Annotated in this window: 17 protein-coding genes; 13 read left to right on the top strand and 4 right to left on the bottom strand. The window is 68.4% G+C overall.

Annotation, left to right across the window (positions count from 1 at the left end; genetic code table 11):
* Positions 1–12 precede the first annotated feature (12 nt).
* Both AB4079_RS00345 and AB4079_RS00340 read right to left on the bottom strand, forming a co-directional pair.
* On the bottom strand, positions 13–2,628 hold the full coding sequence (locus AB4079_RS00345) for a right-handed parallel beta-helix repeat-containing protein (protein ID WP_441785285.1): 2,616 nt from the start codon (positions 2,626–2,628) through the stop codon (positions 13–15).
* Between the two features lie 130 nt (positions 2,629–2,758).
* On the bottom strand, positions 2,759–3,769 hold the full coding sequence (locus tag AB4079_RS00340; protein ID WP_441785284.1) for an aldo/keto reductase: 1,011 nt from the start codon (positions 3,767–3,769) through the stop codon (positions 2,759–2,761).
* Positions 3,770–3,809: 40 nt separating this feature from the next.
* On the opposite strand from AB4079_RS00340, the gene AB4079_RS00335 reads away from it, so the two are divergent.
* The 10 genes from AB4079_RS00335 (at position 3,810) to AB4079_RS00290 (ending at position 12,852) form a co-directional block, all read left to right on the top strand.
* Positions 3,810–4,862 (top strand): zinc-dependent alcohol dehydrogenase, encoded by a 1,053-nt coding sequence (locus AB4079_RS00335; protein ID WP_441785283.1) that lies wholly within the window; start codon positions 3,810–3,812, stop codon positions 4,860–4,862.
* Positions 4,859–5,620: an SDR family oxidoreductase gene (locus AB4079_RS00330; protein ID WP_441785282.1), complete on the top strand. Its 762-nt coding sequence runs from the start codon at positions 4,859–4,861 to the stop codon at positions 5,618–5,620. The genes AB4079_RS00335 and AB4079_RS00330 overlap by 4 nt, the downstream gene beginning before the upstream one ends.
* Positions 5,617–6,222, top strand: coding sequence for a bifunctional 4-hydroxy-2-oxoglutarate aldolase/2-dehydro-3-deoxy-phosphogluconate aldolase (gene eda / locus AB4079_RS00325; protein WP_441785281.1), 606 nt, complete (start codon positions 5,617–5,619; stop codon positions 6,220–6,222). Before AB4079_RS00330 ends, eda begins: the two co-directional genes overlap by 4 nt.
* On the top strand, positions 6,219–7,043 hold the full coding sequence (locus tag AB4079_RS00320) for a sugar kinase (RefSeq protein WP_441785280.1): 825 nt from the start codon (positions 6,219–6,221) through the stop codon (positions 7,041–7,043). The genes eda and AB4079_RS00320 overlap by 4 nt, the downstream gene beginning before the upstream one ends.
* Positions 7,044–7,258: 215 nt before the next feature.
* Positions 7,259–8,632, top strand: a complete 1,374-nt coding sequence (locus AB4079_RS00315; RefSeq protein WP_441785279.1) for an ABC transporter substrate-binding protein — start codon at positions 7,259–7,261, stop codon at positions 8,630–8,632.
* Position 8,633: 1 nt separating this feature from the next.
* Positions 8,634–9,575 (top strand): carbohydrate ABC transporter permease, encoded by a 942-nt coding sequence (locus tag AB4079_RS00310; protein ID WP_441785278.1) that lies wholly within the window; start codon positions 8,634–8,636, stop codon positions 9,573–9,575.
* A gap of 2 nt (positions 9,576–9,577) precedes the next feature.
* Complete coding sequence (locus AB4079_RS00305) at positions 9,578–10,480, top strand: carbohydrate ABC transporter permease (protein WP_441785277.1); 903 nt, start codon at positions 9,578–9,580, stop codon at positions 10,478–10,480.
* A 28-nt stretch (positions 10,481–10,508) separates the two neighbouring features.
* Complete coding sequence (locus tag AB4079_RS00300) at positions 10,509–11,684, top strand: mandelate racemase/muconate lactonizing enzyme family protein (RefSeq protein WP_441785276.1); 1,176 nt, start codon at positions 10,509–10,511, stop codon at positions 11,682–11,684.
* Positions 11,681–12,019, top strand: a complete 339-nt coding sequence (locus tag AB4079_RS00295) for an L-rhamnose mutarotase (protein WP_441785275.1) — start codon at positions 11,681–11,683, stop codon at positions 12,017–12,019. Before AB4079_RS00300 ends, AB4079_RS00295 begins: the two co-directional genes overlap by 4 nt.
* A complete protein-coding gene (locus AB4079_RS00290; protein WP_441785274.1) occupies positions 12,016–12,852 on the top strand; it encodes an amidohydrolase family protein in 837 nt (278 codons plus the stop codon). The genes AB4079_RS00295 and AB4079_RS00290 overlap by 4 nt, the downstream gene beginning before the upstream one ends.
* Here the strand turns inward: AB4079_RS00290 and AB4079_RS00285 are convergent.
* Positions 12,837–13,637: a FadR/GntR family transcriptional regulator gene (locus tag AB4079_RS00285; RefSeq protein WP_441785273.1), complete on the bottom strand. Its 801-nt coding sequence runs from the start codon at positions 13,635–13,637 to the stop codon at positions 12,837–12,839. The genes AB4079_RS00290 and AB4079_RS00285 overlap by 16 nt on opposite strands.
* A 519-nt stretch (positions 13,638–14,156) precedes the next feature.
* On the bottom strand, positions 14,157–14,489 hold the full coding sequence (locus AB4079_RS00280; RefSeq protein ID WP_441785272.1) for an SDR family oxidoreductase: 333 nt from the start codon (positions 14,487–14,489) through the stop codon (positions 14,157–14,159).
* Positions 14,490–14,854: 365 nt separating this feature from the next.
* Between AB4079_RS00280 and AB4079_RS00275 the strand changes: the two genes are divergently transcribed.
* The 3 genes from AB4079_RS00275 to AB4079_RS00265 all read left to right on the top strand — a co-directional run bounded on the left by AB4079_RS00275 (position 14,855) and on the right by AB4079_RS00265 (position 18,411).
* A complete protein-coding gene (locus AB4079_RS00275; RefSeq protein WP_441785271.1) occupies positions 14,855–15,871 on the top strand; it encodes a LacI family DNA-binding transcriptional regulator in 1,017 nt (338 codons plus the stop codon).
* 210 nt (positions 15,872–16,081) lie between these two features.
* A complete protein-coding gene (locus tag AB4079_RS00270; RefSeq protein ID WP_441785270.1) occupies positions 16,082–17,089 on the top strand; it encodes a LacI family DNA-binding transcriptional regulator in 1,008 nt (335 codons plus the stop codon).
* Positions 17,090–17,160: 71 nt separating this feature from the next.
* A complete protein-coding gene (locus tag AB4079_RS00265) occupies positions 17,161–18,411 on the top strand; it encodes a sugar ABC transporter substrate-binding protein (RefSeq protein ID WP_441785269.1) in 1,251 nt (416 codons plus the stop codon).
* Positions 18,412–18,481 lie beyond the last annotated feature (70 nt).

Below are 18,481 nucleotides of genomic sequence, written 5' to 3'. Positions count from 1 at the left end.
TCCCCTCCCGCTCTACGGGCGGATGGCGACCGAGTCGAACTGGTTGATCGCCGACTGCGTCGCATCGTGCGAGGTCGAGAAGATCCCCGCGTCCTGCTTCGCCGCCCCGCCGGCCAGCGTCACAGGCGACCCGATGGGTACGTAGTTCGTGCCGTCGTACGAGTACGACGCCGTGAACGACGATCCGGCGCGGGTCAGCTGCACCCAGATCGGTCGGAACACGTCGACGGCGACCTTCGCCTCCGAGTCCAGGTAGCCGTCGCCGTCCGAGTCCCACTCGAAGACGACGCCGTTGCGGGCGGTGACCGCCACCACGGCGTAGCCGGCCGACGAGCCGGCCTTCGTGATGTCGTTCCGGACCATCACGCCGGACTTCGCCGACGCGTTGGAGTCGTTCACCGACACGACGCGCGCCGAGACGCTCGACGCCGGCCCGTACGAACCGGCCCGGTAGATCGCCCCGAACTGGTCGGAGTGCTGACCGCCCGCTCCCCAGACATCCGCACCTGCGGCGGCGATCCCGAAAGCGCCGCCCGCCTGGCCGAAGTACGAGCTGGCCGCCGAGGCGCCTGCCGTGCTGAAGCCGTCCGTCACCGGAGCCGGAACCGGGCAGCCGGTGAAGCCGAACTGGTTGGCGTTGAGCGACGTCCGGTACTGCGGAGCGACTCCGGCCGCGCAGATCACGGCCTGGGCGCCGGCGGGCCAGTTGGTGCCGGTGACCTTGACGTTGTTGGTCAGCGTGTTGTTATGGGCCGCCGCGTTCGGCGCCGAGATCCCTCCCGAGTTGTACCAGTTGTTCTGGATGGTGTTGTCACTGGTGTTGTTGCGGAGGCTGTACGCGTTGGTGAACACGAACGAGCCGCCCTGGACCACGTTGTTCTGGTAGAGCATCGAGCGGGATCCCTCGTCGAGGTAAAGACCGACACCGGAGATGTTGAACAGGTAGTTCTTGTCGACGACCGTTCCCGGGCTCGCGGACAGGTTGTACACCGAGCCGCCGTCTGCGAATCGCGCCTTGGTGTTGTGCACCAGGTTGCCTTCGACGGTGTTGTCCTTCAGCGTGGTGGGCGTCGTGTACAGCGTGTTCCACTTGTAGTAGCCCCGGTCGACGTAGTCGTTGGAGCCGCCCGCATCGTTGATGCCCCAGCCGTAGCCGGTGTCGATCCCGTCATACGGCACGTTGGACACCTCGTTGTGCAGGATCTGCGCGCGCGTCACGTAGGTGCTCAGGATGCCGCTGTTGTCCTTGTAGTCCACCGAGACGTGGTCGATCGTGTTGTTCTGGATCGTGATGTCCTGGTTGGTCATCCTCGGGTCGCTCGGGTGGTGGGCATCCGGCAGGACTCCACCGACGGCGACACCGTGGCCGCTGTCCTCCATGAACCGGTTGCCGACGACCTGGACGTTGCTCGCGCCGTAGCCGACACCCGTCGTCATCGCGTTGGAGTCGTTGCCGATTCCGAGCGCGGAGGAGCCGAGGTTGGTGAACGTGTTGCCCGTGAACGTGATGTGGCTGGCGGCCGAAACCTGCACCGCTGCCGGTTCCTGGTACCAGCTCGTGCGGGCGCGCTCGAACATCTCGCAACCGCGCGAGCAGCTCGTGAATGCGTCGGTGGGCCGGTAGTCGTAGGCGCCCTTGATGAAGAGCCCGTTCTGCTGGTCGGCGTAGCCGTCGGTGGACGGGCCGAGCCAGGAGGTGCCCGAGAACTGGATGCCCTCGAACGACAGTCCGCTGACGGGCTTGTCGTAGGTCCCGCCGATGCTGATCAGGGATTGCAGTCGCGGCAACTCGATGTCGAGCTTGTTGGGGTCCACTCCGTCGCCCGGCTTGTAGTAGAGCTTTCCGCCGCTCGGGTCGATGTACCACTGGTTCGTCTGGCTGAGGAACGCCAGCGAATTGTCGAGGTACCAGCTCGGGCCGGCGAGGAACGAGTTCTGGACGGTGTCCCAGCCCCAGGTGTTGTTGTCCCAGGCCGGCTGCGCCATCGTGATCTGGGTGGGGCTGATGCTCTGGACGGGGGAGTAGCGGTTGGTGAAGTCGCCCAGCGACTCGAACTCGATGCGCCCCTGGTCCGGCAGACCGGCGAGGTACGCCAGCGCCGGGTTCTTGATCGTGAGGCCGGTGGCGGTCGGGGTGACGTCGGAGTTGGCGAGCCGGATGGACGCGCGCGGCGCGATCACGCCGTTCACGTACAGCTGCCGGGTGTCCAGTCCGTTCGGCGTGGGTGCCTCCCAGATGCCGGCTCCCGCGTCGGACTTCGACCATCCGGTGACCGCGGAGGCTCCGGTGATGACCGGGTGGGCGCCGGGCGCGGCCGCCCAGTGCACGGTGTTGTCTCCGCCGCCGTCTCCGGCGTCGAAGGTGAGCGGCTTGGAGATGCGGTAGGTCCCGTCGGCCAGCTGCACCGTCACGTCGCCGTGTTTGATCGACGGCTTGAGGACCTGCTGCGCGCGCTCGAGCGAGCACGGCATGGTCTGGCTGCAGTGCCCGGCGTCTTTGCCGTCGGGTGCTGCGTAGAAGATGGTCGATGGAGCGGCTTCCGCCCGGAGTGGGATGAGCGCCGAGGCGATGACGACGCCGGCTCCCAGGAGGGCCAGCAGGGCCGGCCTTCCCCTCCGTCTCGTCATCGATCGTCGCGAGTCTGACGTCAATGTCATGTTCGATCGCTTCCTGTCGTGGGGGGCGTCGGTGCCCCCTGAACAGGGTTATCATACGTATGATCTTTAAATCAAGAGACGTATGATGTTAGCCATCGACTCAGCTGTCTGCGGTGATCCGCGGATCCGGCGCCAGGCCGGTCGCGGCCAACTCCTCCCAGAGCGCTTCGGGGATCTCCGCCCGGTACCGGGCCACCGTGCTGCGCGCATGATCCGCCGTGCGCATCCCCGTCACCACTGAGACCACCGCGGAATGCCGCAGCGGGTACTGGATCGCCGCGGCCGGGAGGCTGACGCCGTGCCGTGCGCAGACCTCGGCGATCCGAACCGCGCGATCGATCACCGCGGCGGGAGCGGTCCCGTAGTCGAAGTGTGCAGCGCGATCCACCTTCTCGGTGCTTAGCAGCCCCGAGTTGTACACGGCCGCGGCGACGACTCCGACCCCGCGCTCGGCGGCGAGCGGCAGCAGGTCGTCGAGCGCCGACGGGTCGAGCAGGGTGAAGCGTCCGGCGACCATCACGACGTCGACGTCGGTGCGGCGGACGAACTCGGTCAGCATCGCCGACTGGTTCATGCCGGCGCCGATGGCACCGACGACCCCCTGGTCGCGCAGCTCGACGAGTGTCCCGATCCCGGTGGTCGAGGCGGAGTCCCAGTGCTCGTCGGGGTCGTGCAGGTAGGCGATGTCCAGCCGGTCGGTTCCGAGCCGGCTCAGTGATTCCTCCACCGAGCGCAGGATGCCGTCGCGGCTGAAATCCCACACGCGCCGGGTGGCCGCGGGCACGACGAACCCGTCGTCGTCGAGGCGGTCCGCCGTCTCGGGGCTGTCAACGAGCAGCCGGCCGACCTTGGAGGACAGCACGATGTCCTGGCGCGGCGTCTCGCGCAGCGCACGACCCAGGCGCGCTTCGGAGAGTCCGAGCCCATAGTGCGGAGCCGTGTCGAAGTAGCGAAGGCCCCCGTCCAGTGCGGCGGACACCGCTTGCTGCGAGGCTTCGTCGGTGGTCTCCCGGAACAGGTTGCCGAGCTGTGCGGCTCCGAAGCCGAGTTCGGTGACCGCGTTCCCGTTTCGCAGGGGTCGCGTGGGCAGGGTGGTCGGCGACGGTGTCATAGCCGCAGTCTATTCCATTCAGCATACGTATTATGTTTGGATGGTTCGAGGATTCAAGCGGAAGGAGCACCCGGCGATGTTGGCGGCGAAGTACACAGGTGACCGGACGATCACGGTCGAAGAGCAGGAGCCCAGCGAGCTGAAGCCGGGGGAGGTGCGGATTGCGGTGGCCTACGTGGGCATCTGCGGCACCGACCTGCACGTCTTCCACGGCGATATGGATGCGCGGGTGACCATGCCTGCCACGATCGGCCACGAGATGTCCGGCACCGTCGTGGAGCTCGGTTCCGGAGTCGAGGGCTGGGCGGTCGGCGACGCCGTGACCGTCATGCCGCTCGACTGGGACGGGACGTGCCCGGCCTGTCTGGCGGGCAACATGCACATCTGTCAGAACCTCGACTTCATCGGTATCGACACCCCGGGGGCGCTGCAGGAGACGTGGAACGTTCCCGCCTCCACTCTGGTGCGCCTCCCGCAGGGGTTATCCCTGCGCGACGCCGCCCTGGTGGAGCCGGTGGCGGTGGCCGTCCACGACGTCCGGCGCTCAGAGCTGGCGCCGGGCGACAAGGCGGTGGTCATCGGAGCCGGACCCATCGGTGTGCTCATCGCCACCGTCGCCACGGCGTTCGGGGCCGATGTCGTGATCGCGGAGATCGATGCCAACCGTCGGGCGGCCGCCGCCGAGATGGGTCTGCAGACGCTCGACCCCTCGTCGGTCGACCAGGTCGCCTGGGTGGAGGAATGGACCGGGGGAGCCGGCGCGGACGTCGTCTTCGAGGTCTCCGGCTCGGCCGCCGCAGTGCTCGGCGCGACCTCTCTGGCGAAGGTGCGCGGCACGCTCGTCGTCGTCGCCATCCACTCGCAGCCGCGGCCGATCGACCTGCACCGGCTGTTCTGGCGGGAGCTGCGGATCCTCGGGGCCCGCGTCTACGAGCGCCCCGACTTCGAGCGCGCGGTCGAGCTGGTCGCCGAGGGGGCCATCCCGGCCGACCGCCTGATCACCGGTGTCGTGCCGCTGACCGAGGTGGCGTCGGCGTTCGAGGTGCTCGAAGCCGGCCAGGCGATGAAGCTGCTGGTGGAGGTGGCCTCGTGAACCCCTTCGACCTCAGTGGCCGGCTGGCGGTCGTCACAGGCGCGAAGCGCGGGATCGGCTTCGCCATCGCGGAGGCGCTCGCGGCAGCGGGGGCCGACATCGTCGGCGTCTCCGCCACGCTGGACCCGGCGTCCTCGACCATCGGCGACCGGGTGCGGCAGCTCGGACGTGGGTTCGAGGGGCATCGGGTCGACTTCGCCGACCGGTCGCAGGTGGCCGAACTGGCCGCAGACCTGGCGTCTCGCGAGCGACCCGTCGACATCCTGGTCAACAACGCGGGCACCATCCGCCGGGCGCCCGCTGTGCAGCATCCACTGGACTGGTTCGACGAGGTGCTCGAGGTGGACCTCACCAGCGGGTTCGTCCTCAGCCAGGCCATCGGCGCCCGGATGCTGGAGGCCGGCGCCGGTCGGATCATCTTCACCGCCTCGCTGCTGTCCTTCCAGGGCGGGGTCACCGTCCCGGGGTATGCGGCGGCGAAGTCGGGCGTCGCCGGCCTCGTGCGGGCGCTGTCGAATGAGTGGGCGGGCGCCGGCGTGACGGTCAACGGGATCGCGCCCGGGTACATCGCGACGGACAACACCCAAGCCTTGCAGGACGACCCGGAACGCTCGCGCTCGATCCTCGACCGCATCCCGGCGGGTCGCTGGGGGAAGGCGGAGGACCTCGGCGGGGCCGCCGTCTTCCTGGCGTCGGACGCCGCACGCTACGTCTCGGGGGCCATCCTCCCGGTCGACGGTGGATGGCTCGGCCGATGACCGGGTTCGACCGGATCCTGCCGGTGGTCGTCATCGACAAGGCCGAGGACGCGCAACCGCTCGGTCGTGCCCTGCTCGCGGGCGGCGTCCGGCAGGCGGAGATCACGCTGCGGACGCCCGAGGCGCTCGACGCCCTGCGCTCGATGGCCCGCATCCCCGGGCTGCTGGTCGGTGCCGGGACGGTGCTGGATGCGTCTCAGGCGGAGGCGGTCCTCGACGCGGGAGCGTCGTTCGTCGTGAGCCCCGGGCTGTCGGAGGACGTCGTCGCGGTGTGCGAGCGACACGGCGTCCCGGTTGTACCGGGAGTGGCGACGGCCACGGAGCTGATGCGCGCCAGGGCTCGGGGCCTGCGCACGGTGAAGTTCTTCCCGGCGGAGGCCTCCGGCGGCACGGATGCTCTCTCCGCCCTGGCGTCGGTGTTCCCCGACATGCGCTTCGTGCCGACCGGCGGCATCGGTGCTGCCCGCGCACGTGACTACGCAGCGCTTCCTTCGGTCGTCGCGGTCGGGGGCAGCTGGATGGTGCCGCGCGCTGCCATCGCCGCCGGCGACTTCGCGGCCGTGGAGGAACTCTGCCGCACTGCGATGGCGGCCGTCGGATGAGCGGCCATGTCCTGACGTTCGGCGAGACGATGGGCCTGTTCCGCGCCGCCGAGATCGGCGGGCTGGACGACGTCGACTCGGCGCGGATCGCGACAGGAGGAGCGGACAGCAACGTCGCGATCGGGCTCAGCCGGCTCGGCGTCCGCACCGTCTGGACCGGGAGGGTGGGAGCCGACGCGCTCGGCCGGCGGGTGCTCCGCGACATCCGCGGGCAGGGCGTGGAGGTGCGCGCCGTCCTCGATCCAGACGCCATGACCGGGTTGATGGTCAAGGAGAAGCCGACGGCGCACACCACCCGCGTGTGGTTCTACCGCGCCGGGAGCGCGGGAAGTCGCCTCGAGCCGGCGGACATCGATCCGGCGCTGGTGGACTCCGCGGCCCTCGTGCACGTCACCGGCATCACCGCGTCCCTTTCGGACTCCGCCCGGGACACCGTGCGCTGGGTGATCGAGCGCGCTCGCGCCTCCGGAGTGCCCATCTCATTCGACGTGAACCACCGGAGCGCCCTGTGGCGCGCGGGCGACCCCGCACCGCTGTATCGCGAACTGGCCTCCGCTGCCGACCTCTGCTTCGCGGGGGAGGATGAAGCGGCCCTGCTGACGGGCGCCGACCCCGACGACAGCGAGGCTCAGCTGGATGGGATGCTGGCGCTGGGCGCATCGACAGCGGTGCTCAAGCGCGGGGTGAACGGGAGCATCGCGCGGGACGCGACTGGTCGGGTCGAGCGGCCGGCGCTCTGTGTGCCGGTCGTCGACACCGTCGGTGCGGGGGATGCGTACGTCGCCGGTTTCCTGGCCGGGTGGCTGCGCGGCGACCCCTGACCGCGTGCGTCCGGGACGCGACGGCGGCCGGAGGGTTCGCCTGCACGGGCATGGGCGACTGGGAGAGCATGCCTCGCGGCGACGATCTGGCCCTGCTTGAGGCAGCCGATCCGGTGTCCCGCTAGAGATGCTTGGCAAACATCATACGTATGCTCTATAGTCGGAATCACGCCTCCTCGGAGTCGTCAACGAAGTCGACAAGACAAGGACATCTCATGGTCGGAATCCACACTGTGGTGCGTTCACGCCGTCGCTCGGCGCTGACCGTGGCCGCACTCGGCGCCGCGACGGCGCTCCTTGCTCTCACCGGTTGCAGTACCGGCGGGAGCTCGGCGAACGGGTCGTACGGCTTTCCCGAAGCCACGCAGGACACCTCCTCGACGATCACCGTCTGGGTGGACGCGGACCGTCAGGCCGCGGCGAAGGCATTCGAGAAGGCGAACCCGGGCACAAAAGTGAAGGTCGTCACGTACGACGGCTCCGCGAACGGGTCCAACTCGTTCCGCACCAAAATGCAGCTCTTCGATCGCGCAGGCAGCGGCTGGCCGGACGTCGTGTTCTCCAGCCAGAACAATGACGCCTCCTGGGCGAGCCAGAAGACCAACGGTAAGCAGGCGTTCGCCGCCGTGCTCGACAAGGGTCTGGTGCCGAAGGGAACGCTCGACGGCTTCACCCAGGGCGCGCTGAACCCGTGCACGGTCGAGGGGCACGTCTACTGCCTCCGCAACGACCTCGCCCAGGCCGTGCTCTGGTACGACAAGGCCCAGATGGACAAGTTCGGCTACGCCGTCCCCACCACCTGGGAGGAGTACCAGGCCCTCGGCGAGAAGGTCGCCAAGGAGCACCCCGGCTACATCGTCGGCACCGCCGGCGACGCGTGGACGCCCGAGGTGTTCATGTGGGGCAGCAAGTGCCAGGCGAACGACATCACCGGCCCGAAGTCGGTCACGGTGAAGACGGACAGCGACGAGTGCAAGCGCGCCGCGTCGATGCTCGACACCCTTCGCGACAACGGTACGGTGCCCGCGGTCAGTGTCTTCACTCCCGAGTTCGTGAAGACCTACGCCGGCAAGGTGCTGATGATGCCGGGTCCGAACTGGTATGCCGGAGCCATCTTCAACAACCCGCAGTCGCTCAACGTGCCGGCCGGTGAGCTGGGCGTCGCCGCCCCGCTGCCCTGGAAGGGCGAGGACAAGGCGGTGACCGGCAACGTCGGCGGAGGTACCTGGTTCATCTCCAGCCACTCCAAGAACCTGAAGGCTGCGGAGAAGTTCGCACAGTTCGTCACGACGGACGACACCTACCAGGTCGACGTCGCACCGGGATACCCGGCCTACGCCGCGGCCGCCACCAAGTGGATCGCGAAGCAGGAGTCCAGCAAGTACTACGCCACCCCGCTGAAGCCGATCGCGACCGCCGCCTCCCAGGTGTGGGGCGGCTGGGGCTACGGCATGTTCAGCCAGGAGGCGGTCTGGGCCAAGACGATGACACCGGCCATCACCGGCGGGAAGTCGATCGTCAGTCTTCTCCCCACCTGGCAGCAGGCCATCGAGAACCAGGCCAAGGTCGACGGATACAAGGTGAACTGACATGACCATCGCTCCTCCGAGCGATCAGCTGACCGCCGGCGCTGCAGAGCGCCGGCGGTCGGTCCGGCGAAGCGGTCGTGCCCCCGGGCGCACCCCGATCGGCTACGTCTTCGTCTCGCTCTACGCCCTGCTCGCCATCGCCTTCGGCATCATCCCGGCGCTGTACGCGGTGCTCCTCGCCTTCACCAGCACCGACGGCGGCTTCGCCGGGTTCGACAACTTCGTCAAGGTCGTCACCGACTTCCGGTTCTGGCCGGCTGTGCTGCACGTGACGATCTACCTCATCATCTGGCTGATCGCGCTCGTCATCTTCGTGGTGCTGCTGTCGCTGGTCGTGCACGCGTTGCGGGTTCGCTGGGCCAGCACGACGTTCCGATTCATCTACTACCTGCCGGGCGCGCTCGCCGGTGCCTCGAGCGTCCTGCTCTGGCTCTTCGTGCTCGACCCGACCGCGAGCCCGGTCAGCGGGCTGCTGCGGCTGATGGGCATGAACAGTTTCGTGCAGGTGATCCAGCCGGGCAACCTGCCCGCGATCTTCGCCATCATCGCCTTCTGGACCGGAGCCGGCGGCTGGATCGTGATCATGTACGGAGCGCTGAACAACATCAGCACCGACGTGATCGAAGCGGCACGGATCGACGGCGCCAACGCCGTCCAGATCGCGATCCGCATCCAGCTTCCGATGCTGCGCAAGTGGATCGCGTACATGGGGGTGATGTCGCTGGCCGCCGGCACGCAGCTCTTCGTCGAACCGCAGCTGCTCAGCCAGGCCAGCAACGCCATCGTGCCCAACGACTATTCGCTCAACCAGCTCGCCTACCAGTACGCCTTCCAGCAGAACGACTTCAACGGCGCTGCCGCGATCTCACTCATCCTGCTGGTCGTCGCGCTCCTGCTCTCCTGGGTGTTCGTCACCCGCGGCGGCCTCTTCGAGAAGGAATGACCATGACTGCACTCACCGGCGATCGCCGCCGGGCCAGCCTGCGCGGATGGAGCGGCCGCTCCATCGCGGGCGTCATCCTGGTCCTCTTCGTCCTGTTCTTCGCCATCCCCATCGTCTGGCTGCTGTTCGCGGTGACCAAGTCGTCCCACGCCCTGATCGTGAACAACCCGTTCTCACTGGGGTCCTGGAACGACTTCGTCGCCAACTGGAACCAGCTGTTCGGTTTCCAGGGAGGCGCCGTGACAACCTGGATCGGCAACTCGGCGCTGTACTCGATCGGCGCGCTGCTGATCACGCTGCTGGTGAGCATCCCGGCCGGTTACGCCCTCGCTCTGACCGAGTTCCGGCTGCGCAAGGCGCTCCTGGTGCTCACCCTCGTGGTGATGCTGATCCCGAGCACCGCGCTGGTGCTCCCGATCTTCCTGGAGCTGAACACCGTCGGCCTCATCGGCAGCCCGCTGTCGGTGATCCTGCCGATGTCGTTCTTCCCGTTCGGCGTCTACCTGACGTACATCTACTTTTCGACGAGCATCCCGCGCGACCTCCTCGCGGCGGCGAGGATCGACGGCTGCAGCGAAGTCCAGGCGTTCCTGCGGGTTGCATTGCCACTCGCGACGCCGGTGGTGGCGCTGGTCGCGTTCTTCAGCTTCGTGCAGAACTGGAACAACTTCTTCCTGCCGTTCGTCATGCTCCCCTCGAGCGACGGCTACCCCGTCCAGGTCGGTCTCACGTCGCTGCTCGCGGCGACGCCGGCTTTCAATCCCAGCTCGGCCGGATCCGACTCGGTCCAGCTGCCCACCCTGGCGCTGGCCACGATCGTGTCGATCCTGCCCGTCCTCATCGTCTTCCTGTTCTCGCAGCGCTTCCTCGTCACGGGGATGACCGCGGGAGGGACGAAGGAATGAACGCGTCGACACGCAAGGAGAACCACCGATGAAGATCACCGGCTACCGCAGCATCATGACGGTCCACGACTGGGGCCGGGTCACCGGCGACGTCAACGGTGTCCACAACGGCGACACCACGCCGGTCCCCATCCTCATCCTGGAGACCGACAGCGGACTCGAAGGCATCGGACTGGGCGCGCACCCGGACGTAGCCCGGGTGTTCCCGGCGGTCGAGGGGGAGGACCCGCGTTCGGTGGTCGCTCTCTACGACCGGATGCTCGACTGGGTGTTCAAGGCCGGCCACTCCGGAAGCACCTTCGGCACCATCGGCGCGATCGACATGGCGCTGTGGGACCTGAAGGCCAAGGCGGCGGACGAGCCGCTCTGGCGCACGCTGGGTGCCCGGGAGCGCTTCGTGCCCGGCTACGCCTCCGGCCTCGAGTACGGCCTGAGCGACGACGAGTTGGCGGCGCTGTACGGCCGGTTCGCCGACCGCGGCTTCAAAGCGGGCAAGCTGAAAGGCGGTCGCGACCTGGATCGCGACCTCCCGCGTCTGGAGATCATGCGGGAGGCGCTGAGCCGCAACGCCCGGCATCCCGCGCTCATGTTCGACGTGAACGAATCGTGGAACCACGCGCAGGCGGCGCGCTACATCGGCGCCATCGAGGAGCGGCTGGACCTCACCTGGGTGGAGGAGCCGCTTCGGCGGTGGGATGCCGCCGGCATGGCGGCCTTGCGGGGCAAGATCCGCGCGGCCATCGCCAGCGGCGAGAACCTCACCGGCCTCGAGCAATACCGTCCGCTGCTGGACGCGAACGCGCTTGACATCGTGCAGGTCGGCAATGTGTGGGGCATCACCCATTTCCTTCGGGTGGCGACGCTGGCGCACAGCCATGACCTCCCCGTGAGCCCTGTGGCGTACAACACCAACCCCATCGCCCACGCGGCGGCGGCAGTGCCGAACCTGCTCACCTTCGAGGTGCAGGACCTGCGTTTCCCGGTGGGCCTCGATGTCGACCAGGACTTCGACGACGGCGGTATCGTGCTCGGCGACCGGCCGGGCCTCGGAATCATCGTCAACGAATCGGAGATCTCCGGGACCGGCTCGTCGCTCCTCCCGCCCGCCACCGGCCCCCACGTCCGGCCGGAGCGCGCCGCGCTGCGCCTGGTGGCCGAGCCCGACGTCATCGACGACCCGACCGTGCCGCTGAGCGCATCGTGAGCGGCGAACCGCGGCGCTTCGCCTTCGTGGTCGGCGTCCGTCCCGAGAAGCGGGACGAGTACCTGGAGCTCCATCGGGCGGTGTGGCCGGAGGTGGAGGCCAAGCTGCGTGAGGGCAACATCCGCAACTACAGCATCTACGCGTTCGGCGACACCCTGTTCGGCTACTACGAGTACGTCGGCGACGATTACGAGGCCGACATGCGGCGGATCGACGACGACCCGGTGACGCAGCGGTGGCTGACGCACACCGACCCGTGTCAGGTCCGGATCGCCGAGGAGCGCAACCCCGGCGCGTTGTGGCAGCCGCTCGACGAAGTCTGGCACCTGGGATGACCGCCTGCGTCGACGCCCACGTGCACCTCTGGAATCGAGCGCTGGATCCGCAGGACTGGATCGACCCGGACACCATGGCGGTCATCGACCGGGACTTCGGAACAGCCGAGCTGTCGACCATGCTCGCATCGACCGGAATGGACCGCGCGGTGGTGGTGCAGGCGAGCAACAGCCTGGAGGAGAGCCTCCGGTTGGTGCGTTCCGACCCCGAGGTCGTCGCCGGCGTCGTGGTGTGGGTGGACCTCGAGGGCGACGTGGCGGCCCAACTCGACCGGATCCGTCGCGAGGCGAACGTGCCGGTCGTCGGAGTGCGGCACCTGGTCCACATCGACCCCGACCCGGAGTGGCTGCTCCGCCCGGAGGTGGATGCGGGACTCGCGGCGCTGGAGCAGGAGGGCCTGGCTTTCGACCTCGTCGTCCGTGACTGGCAGTTGCCGCAGGCCGCGATCGTCGCCGGCCGTCATCCTGGGCTGCGCTTCGTGCTCGACCACCTTGGCGGCCCGCTCGCGGACGATGCGGACGCTTCCCGGTGGCAGGACGGCCTGGGCGCACTCGCCGGCCTCCTGAACACGTGGGCGAAGCTCTCCGGCCTCAGTTCGGGGCTGACTCCGGGTGAGTGGTCGGCTGCGGATCTCCGGCCGGTCGTCACGACCGCTCTCGACGCGTTCGGTGCCGGCCGCCTGCTGTACGGCTCGGACTGGCCGCTTGCAGAACTCGGCGGGGGCGCGCCGGTCTGGCGCGCTGCGGTGGACGAACTGCTGGCCGACCTGTCGCCCGCCGAGCGCTCGGGCGTTCTTGGCGGGACGGCGTCGTCGGTTTACGCGCTCGGCTGAGCGTCCTTCTCTTCGCGGGCCTTCTTCGAGCCCTTGGTGCGGGGCGCGTGGTCGGGCAGCCGTCGCCGCTCCCACGAGACGTGGATGTGGTCGTGCATCGCCTTCTCGGCGCCCGGCACATCCCCGCGGGCGATGGCATCCACGATGGCGGCGTGCTCCTCGAGGGTCAGTGCCACGGCATCCGGCGGGTTGATGCCCTGGTAGCGGCTCGACTCGACGGCCCGCTTGTAGAGGTGCTTGGCGATGTTCTCCGCTAGCCGGTTACCGGAGATCTCCATGAGCGCGTAGTGGAAGACCACGTCGGCCTGCCGGAACGAGTCGGTCTCCGACTCGCTCTCGCGCATCGCCGTCAGCGCGTTCTCCAGACGGCGGAGCTCTTCCGCCGTGTGGGACTGCGCAACCGCGGCCGCCATCGCGCACTCGAGGCTGGCGCGGACCACCGTGAGCTCGTCCAGCACGCCGAGGCTCTCGTCGTTGTCGATCAATGCCGACAGCACGACCGGATCGAGCATGTTCCAGTAACCAGGGGCCTGGACCTGGGTGCCACGCCCCTGCGAGACGATGACGAGGCCCTTCTCCTCCAGCCGCTTGACCGACTCACGCAAAACGGTCCGGCTGACACCGAAGTGCTCGCTGAGCGGGGCCTCCGGCGGCAGGAGGTCGCCCTCTTTCAGCTGCCCGGTCACGATGATCTCGACCAGTTCGGCGACGACCGCGACGCCCAGCCGTTCGGCGGGGAGCCGTTGTGGGATGAGCCGGGACGCGGCCGTGGAATCAGGCGCCATAGGTATGACCTTAGCGCTCAGCGGCCGCGAAGTCCGGAGGGACAGGCTCCGGTCGCGAGGATGCCCAAGTGGAACACGGCCGCGACCGCCGCGCCGCGCTGGGGGCTCGCATCTCGGCGGCCTTGCGTCGGAGATTCGCGGGCTTGTGTCGGAGATGTGGATGCGGTGGGGCAGGTTTCTCCGACCGGCCGCGGTGGGTCGGAGATTTCGGCGCGCTTCTCCGACCGTGGCGGCCGCCTCGCGCCGACCTCCATGCGTCGGAGATTCGAGGGCTTGTGTCGGAGATGTGGATGCGGTGGGGCAGGTTTCTCCGACCGGCCGCGGTGGGTCGGAAAATTCGGCGCGCTTCTCCGACCGTGGCGGCCGCGTCGCGCCGACCTCCTTGCGTCGGAGATTCGCGGGCTTGTGTCGGAGATGTGGATGCGGTGGGGCAGGTTTCTCCGACCGGCCGCGGTGGGTCGGAAAATTCGGCACGGTCGTCCGACGATGCTTCGGGAGATGGTCACGTCTGCCGGATGATCACCGCCTCGGGCGCAACGAGTACATGCCGCCGTCGACCGGCAGGATGACGCCATTGCTGGAGCCCGACGTCGGCGACGCGAGATACGCGACAGCTTCGGCGACCTCCTGCGGCCGCACGAGCCGACCGCTCGGCTGCCGCGCCTCCAGGGCCGTCCGCTCGGCATCCGGGTCGGTGGACGATTCGAGCTCGACCTCCCAGTCGGTGGTCGTCGAGCCGGGTCGCGGGATGTCGTCCTGCGGCCCGACCACCGTGCTCGGGTGCTTGTAGAAGACGACGATGTCGGTCGGCGGCTCGGACCCGGACTCGCGGGCGTGGGCTGCGTAGTTCATCCCGATGCAGATGACCGCCTGCGGGCGGCCGATCGGTGGGCCGATGCGGAGGCCGGACGGGTCCAGTTCGGGAAGCTCGCCGGCCCGGGCGGCGGCCTCGGCGCGGGCCAGGCCATCGGAGGAGGGAAGGCGCCGTCGACGTCGGCGGTGAGCGGGCGGAGGTCCCAGGTGGTGGTTCCGTCGCTGACCACGCCAACTTCCACCCCCGGCCGGCCGAGTCGCATGAAGCGCATCGAGGGTCCTTTCGCTCGCCTTCGGCCGAGCCTGCACATCGAACCGGTTCGACGAACGATAGAGCGAGGATCGTAAGAACTCAAGAGCGAGCCGGGTGCCCGTGCGACAATGGTCACGGCGAACGGAGGGCGATGGCGGCGACGATCCGGGATGTCGCGCGGGCAGCTGGCGTCACCGTGAGCACCGTGTCCTACGCCCTCTCCGGCAAGCGCGCCATCTCTGAGGAGACGCGGGAGCGAATCCAGCGCGCCATCGCCGAACTCGATTTCACGCCGAACGCCGGAGCCCGGGCGCTCGCCCTGTCGCAGACCAATGTCCTCGGGCTGTTCCTGCAGTTCGAGGAGGACGAGTTCGCACCCGCGATGCTCCAGTACGTGCTCCCCGTCTCGACGACGGCACGCACCCACGGCTTCGATCTGCTGATGGTCACCGACCCCGACGTCGACGCGGCCGTTCGGCGGACCACGTCCTCGTCGATGGTCGACGGCGTCGTGCTCTTGGACGTGACGTACGACGATCCGCGGCTGGAGCCGCTGCGGCAGACCCGCCAGCCGGTCGCCCTGATCGGCTACGCGCGCAATGCCGAGGGCTTCGATGCTGTCGATCTGGACTTCGGCGAGGCTGCGCGGATCGCCGTGGACCATCTGGTCGAGCTCGGCCACCGGGAGATCCTGCTGATCACGCCACCCCGGCACGTCTTCGAGCGCGGCGGCTCGTACGCCTGGCGGTTCCGTGATGCCGCAGCGGAGCGCGCCGCTCGCCACGGTGTCCAGCTGCATCCTGTCGAGGGCGACTCCCGCCAGCCGGCGCTCGGCGAGGCGCTGGCATCCGCCCTCGACCGCTTCCCCGACGTGACGGCCATGGTGGTGCACAACGACGCGACGATCGCCGCCCTCCCATCCCTCCTCCACGAGCGAGGGCTCTCGGTACCAGACGACCTGTCTGTCGTCGGCATGTTCTCGGCCGAGTTCGGAACGGCATTCTCACTGCCCTACACCTCGGTCGACACGCGACCCGAAGTGCTGGGGGAGTGGGCGGTCAACCGGTTGGTCGACCGCATCACGGACCCGGCAAGCGCCCAGGCGCCGCAGGTGCGGTTGATCGCGCCCGGCTTCGTCGACCGCGGAAGCACACAGCGCTTGTCCTGATGTGGCGCGGACCGTCGAAGCGGTTCGTTCGCGCCTCTTCGCGACCTTGAGAACCCTGGATCGCGGGCCAGGGGGCGCCGATCCGGGGTACAAAACCCGGGATTTTGGCAGAAGCGAAGCGGTTCGACTTGTTTTCGGGTTTCCGCTGCGCTAACTTCATCGAAGCGGTTCGACTTCGAGCCGCCTTCCCGACGGAGTGGAGGTGGGGCGATGGCCGTGACCATCACCGACGTGGCCCGTGCCGCCGGCGTCTCCACGAGCACCGTCTCGTACGCCCTGTCGGGAAAACGATCCATCTCCAGCGAGACCCGAAACCGGATCGACGAGGCCATCGCCTCCCTCGGCTTCATCGCCAACGCAGGGGCCCGCGCGCTCGCCACCGCTCAGACGATGGTCATCGGGCTGTTCACCCAGTTCCACGCCGACGAATTCGCTCCGGCGATGTTCGAGTACATCCTGCCGGTGTCCGACACCGCACGGGAGTTCGGCTACGACATCCTGCTGGTCACGGAGTTCGACAGCGTCCAGGCGCTGCGTCGGGTGACCAGTTCCGGGATGGTCGACGGCGTCGTGCTGCTCGATGTGGTCCACGAAGACCCCCGCCTCCCCGCCCTGCGACAAGCGGCACAGCCCGGTGCTCTCGTCGGCCTGCCCAAGCGCACGGAGGGCTTGGACGTGTTCGATCTCGACTTCGGGGAGTCGGCCCGGATGCTCGTGGACCATCTGCACGCACGCGGCCACCGCGAGATCATCGTCGTCTCCCCGCCACTGCACGTGTTCGAGCGCGGTGGAGCATACGGCTGGCGCTTCCGCGACGCCGCCCTCGAACGCGCGGCGCGCTACGGGCTGCAAATGCATCCCTACTACGGAGAGTCGCGCCAGCCCGAGATCGGCCGCAGCATCAACGCGATTCTCGACGCCCGCCCGAACGCCACCGCGATCATCGTCCACAACGACGCCACCATCGCCGCGCTGCCGTCGGTCCTCACCGCACGCGGCGTGCGGGTGCCGGACGACCTCTCGGTCGTCAGCCTCTATGCCACGAACTTCGGTCGGGCGTTCTCGCTGCCCTACACGGCAGTGGAGAGCTCACCGAACGAACTGGGCCGCAGCGCGGTCCGGCAACTCGTCCAGCGGATCGGCTCACCCGATCTCGCCGGCCCCGCGGTGACGAGGTTCGTCGCCCCGGAAATCACCGACCGTGGGAGCACCCGATGAAAACGTCCCACGCAGCTTACTCAGCGCTCACGGCCGCACACTCAGCAATGCACGATTCAAGGAGGAATACTGTGATCACCAAGAAAGCCACGCGCCTCGTCGGCGCGGTCGTCGTCGCCGCGGCGGTCGTCGGTGGCGTCGCCGCCTGCTCGAGCTCGGGTTCCGGCTCCAGCAGCAGCGCAGGCGGCACCTACACGTTCTGGGACCCGTACCCCCAGTTCGACGCCTCTGCCGACTGGACCAAGCTCGTCGAGCAGTGCGGCACCGACGCCGGCGTCACCATCAAGCGCACGGGCTACGACACCAGCGACCTGACCAACAAGGCACTGCTCGCCGGGCAGCAGGGAAGCTCGCCCGACCTGCTCCTCGTCGACAACCCGGTCGTCTCCACGCTCGCCGAGGCGGGCATCCTGACCAGCACCGCCGACAACAAGCTGGACACCTCCGAGATCCAGAAGAACATCCTGGCGGCGGGCGAGCTCGACGGAAAGACCTATGGCGTCCCGATCGGCGCCAACACGCTGGCCCTCTACTACAACAAGACCGTCCTGAACGGGGCCGGCGTCGACATCGCCACCGTGAAGGACTGGAGCAGCCTCACCGACGCGCTCGCCAAGGTCACCGCCGCGGGCAAGAAGGGCATCACCTTCTCCGCGATCGGCACCGAGGAAGGCAGCTTCCAGTTCCTGCCCTGGTTCTGGGGCTCCGGCGCCAACCTCAAGCAGCTCGACTCCGCGAAGGCACAGCAGGCGCTGAGCCTCTGGACGGACTGGGTGAAGAAGGGCTACGCCCCCAACTCGGTCATCAACAACACCCAGACCACCAGCTGGCAGGAGTTCGCCACCGGCGACTTCGCCTTCGGTGAGAACGGCACCTGGCAGCTCGGCAACGTCAAGAAGGCCGGGATCGACTACGGCATCCTCTCCATCCCCGGCGTGGACGGCGGAGCCGCCGCCGCACCGACCGGTGGAGAGTTCATGACGATCCCCGTCCAGAAGGACACCGCCCGCTACGCCACCTCCAAGAAGATCGCCGAGTGCCTGACCAGCACGAAGAACTTCGTGAAGACGGACACCACCCTCTCCTACATCGCGCCGACCGCGGCCGCGCAGAAGGAGCAGGTCGCCGCGAGCCCGGAGCTGAAGCCGTGGGTGGATGCGGTCGCCGCCGCAAAGGGACGCACCAGCGACAACCTGGGCACCAAGTACCCGAAGATCTCGCAGCAGCTGTGGGGTGCGGTGCAGAATGCCCTGAGCGGTGCTCAGACGCCGGAGGCCGCCCTCAAGACGGCGCAGTCGGCAGCGGCAGCAGCAACCAAGTAACCGAACCAAAGCACTGAAGGTACAACCGATGACAACCACCCGAACAGTGCCGCAGGGTTCTGTCGGACCC

Source organism: Leifsonia sp. 2MCAF36 (genome assembly GCF_052115525.1).
Classification (GTDB): domain Bacteria; phylum Actinomycetota; class Actinomycetes; order Actinomycetales; family Microbacteriaceae; genus Leifsonia.
Note: the sequence above shows the minus strand (reverse complement) of the source record. Positions and strands in the feature narration are given on the sequence as shown.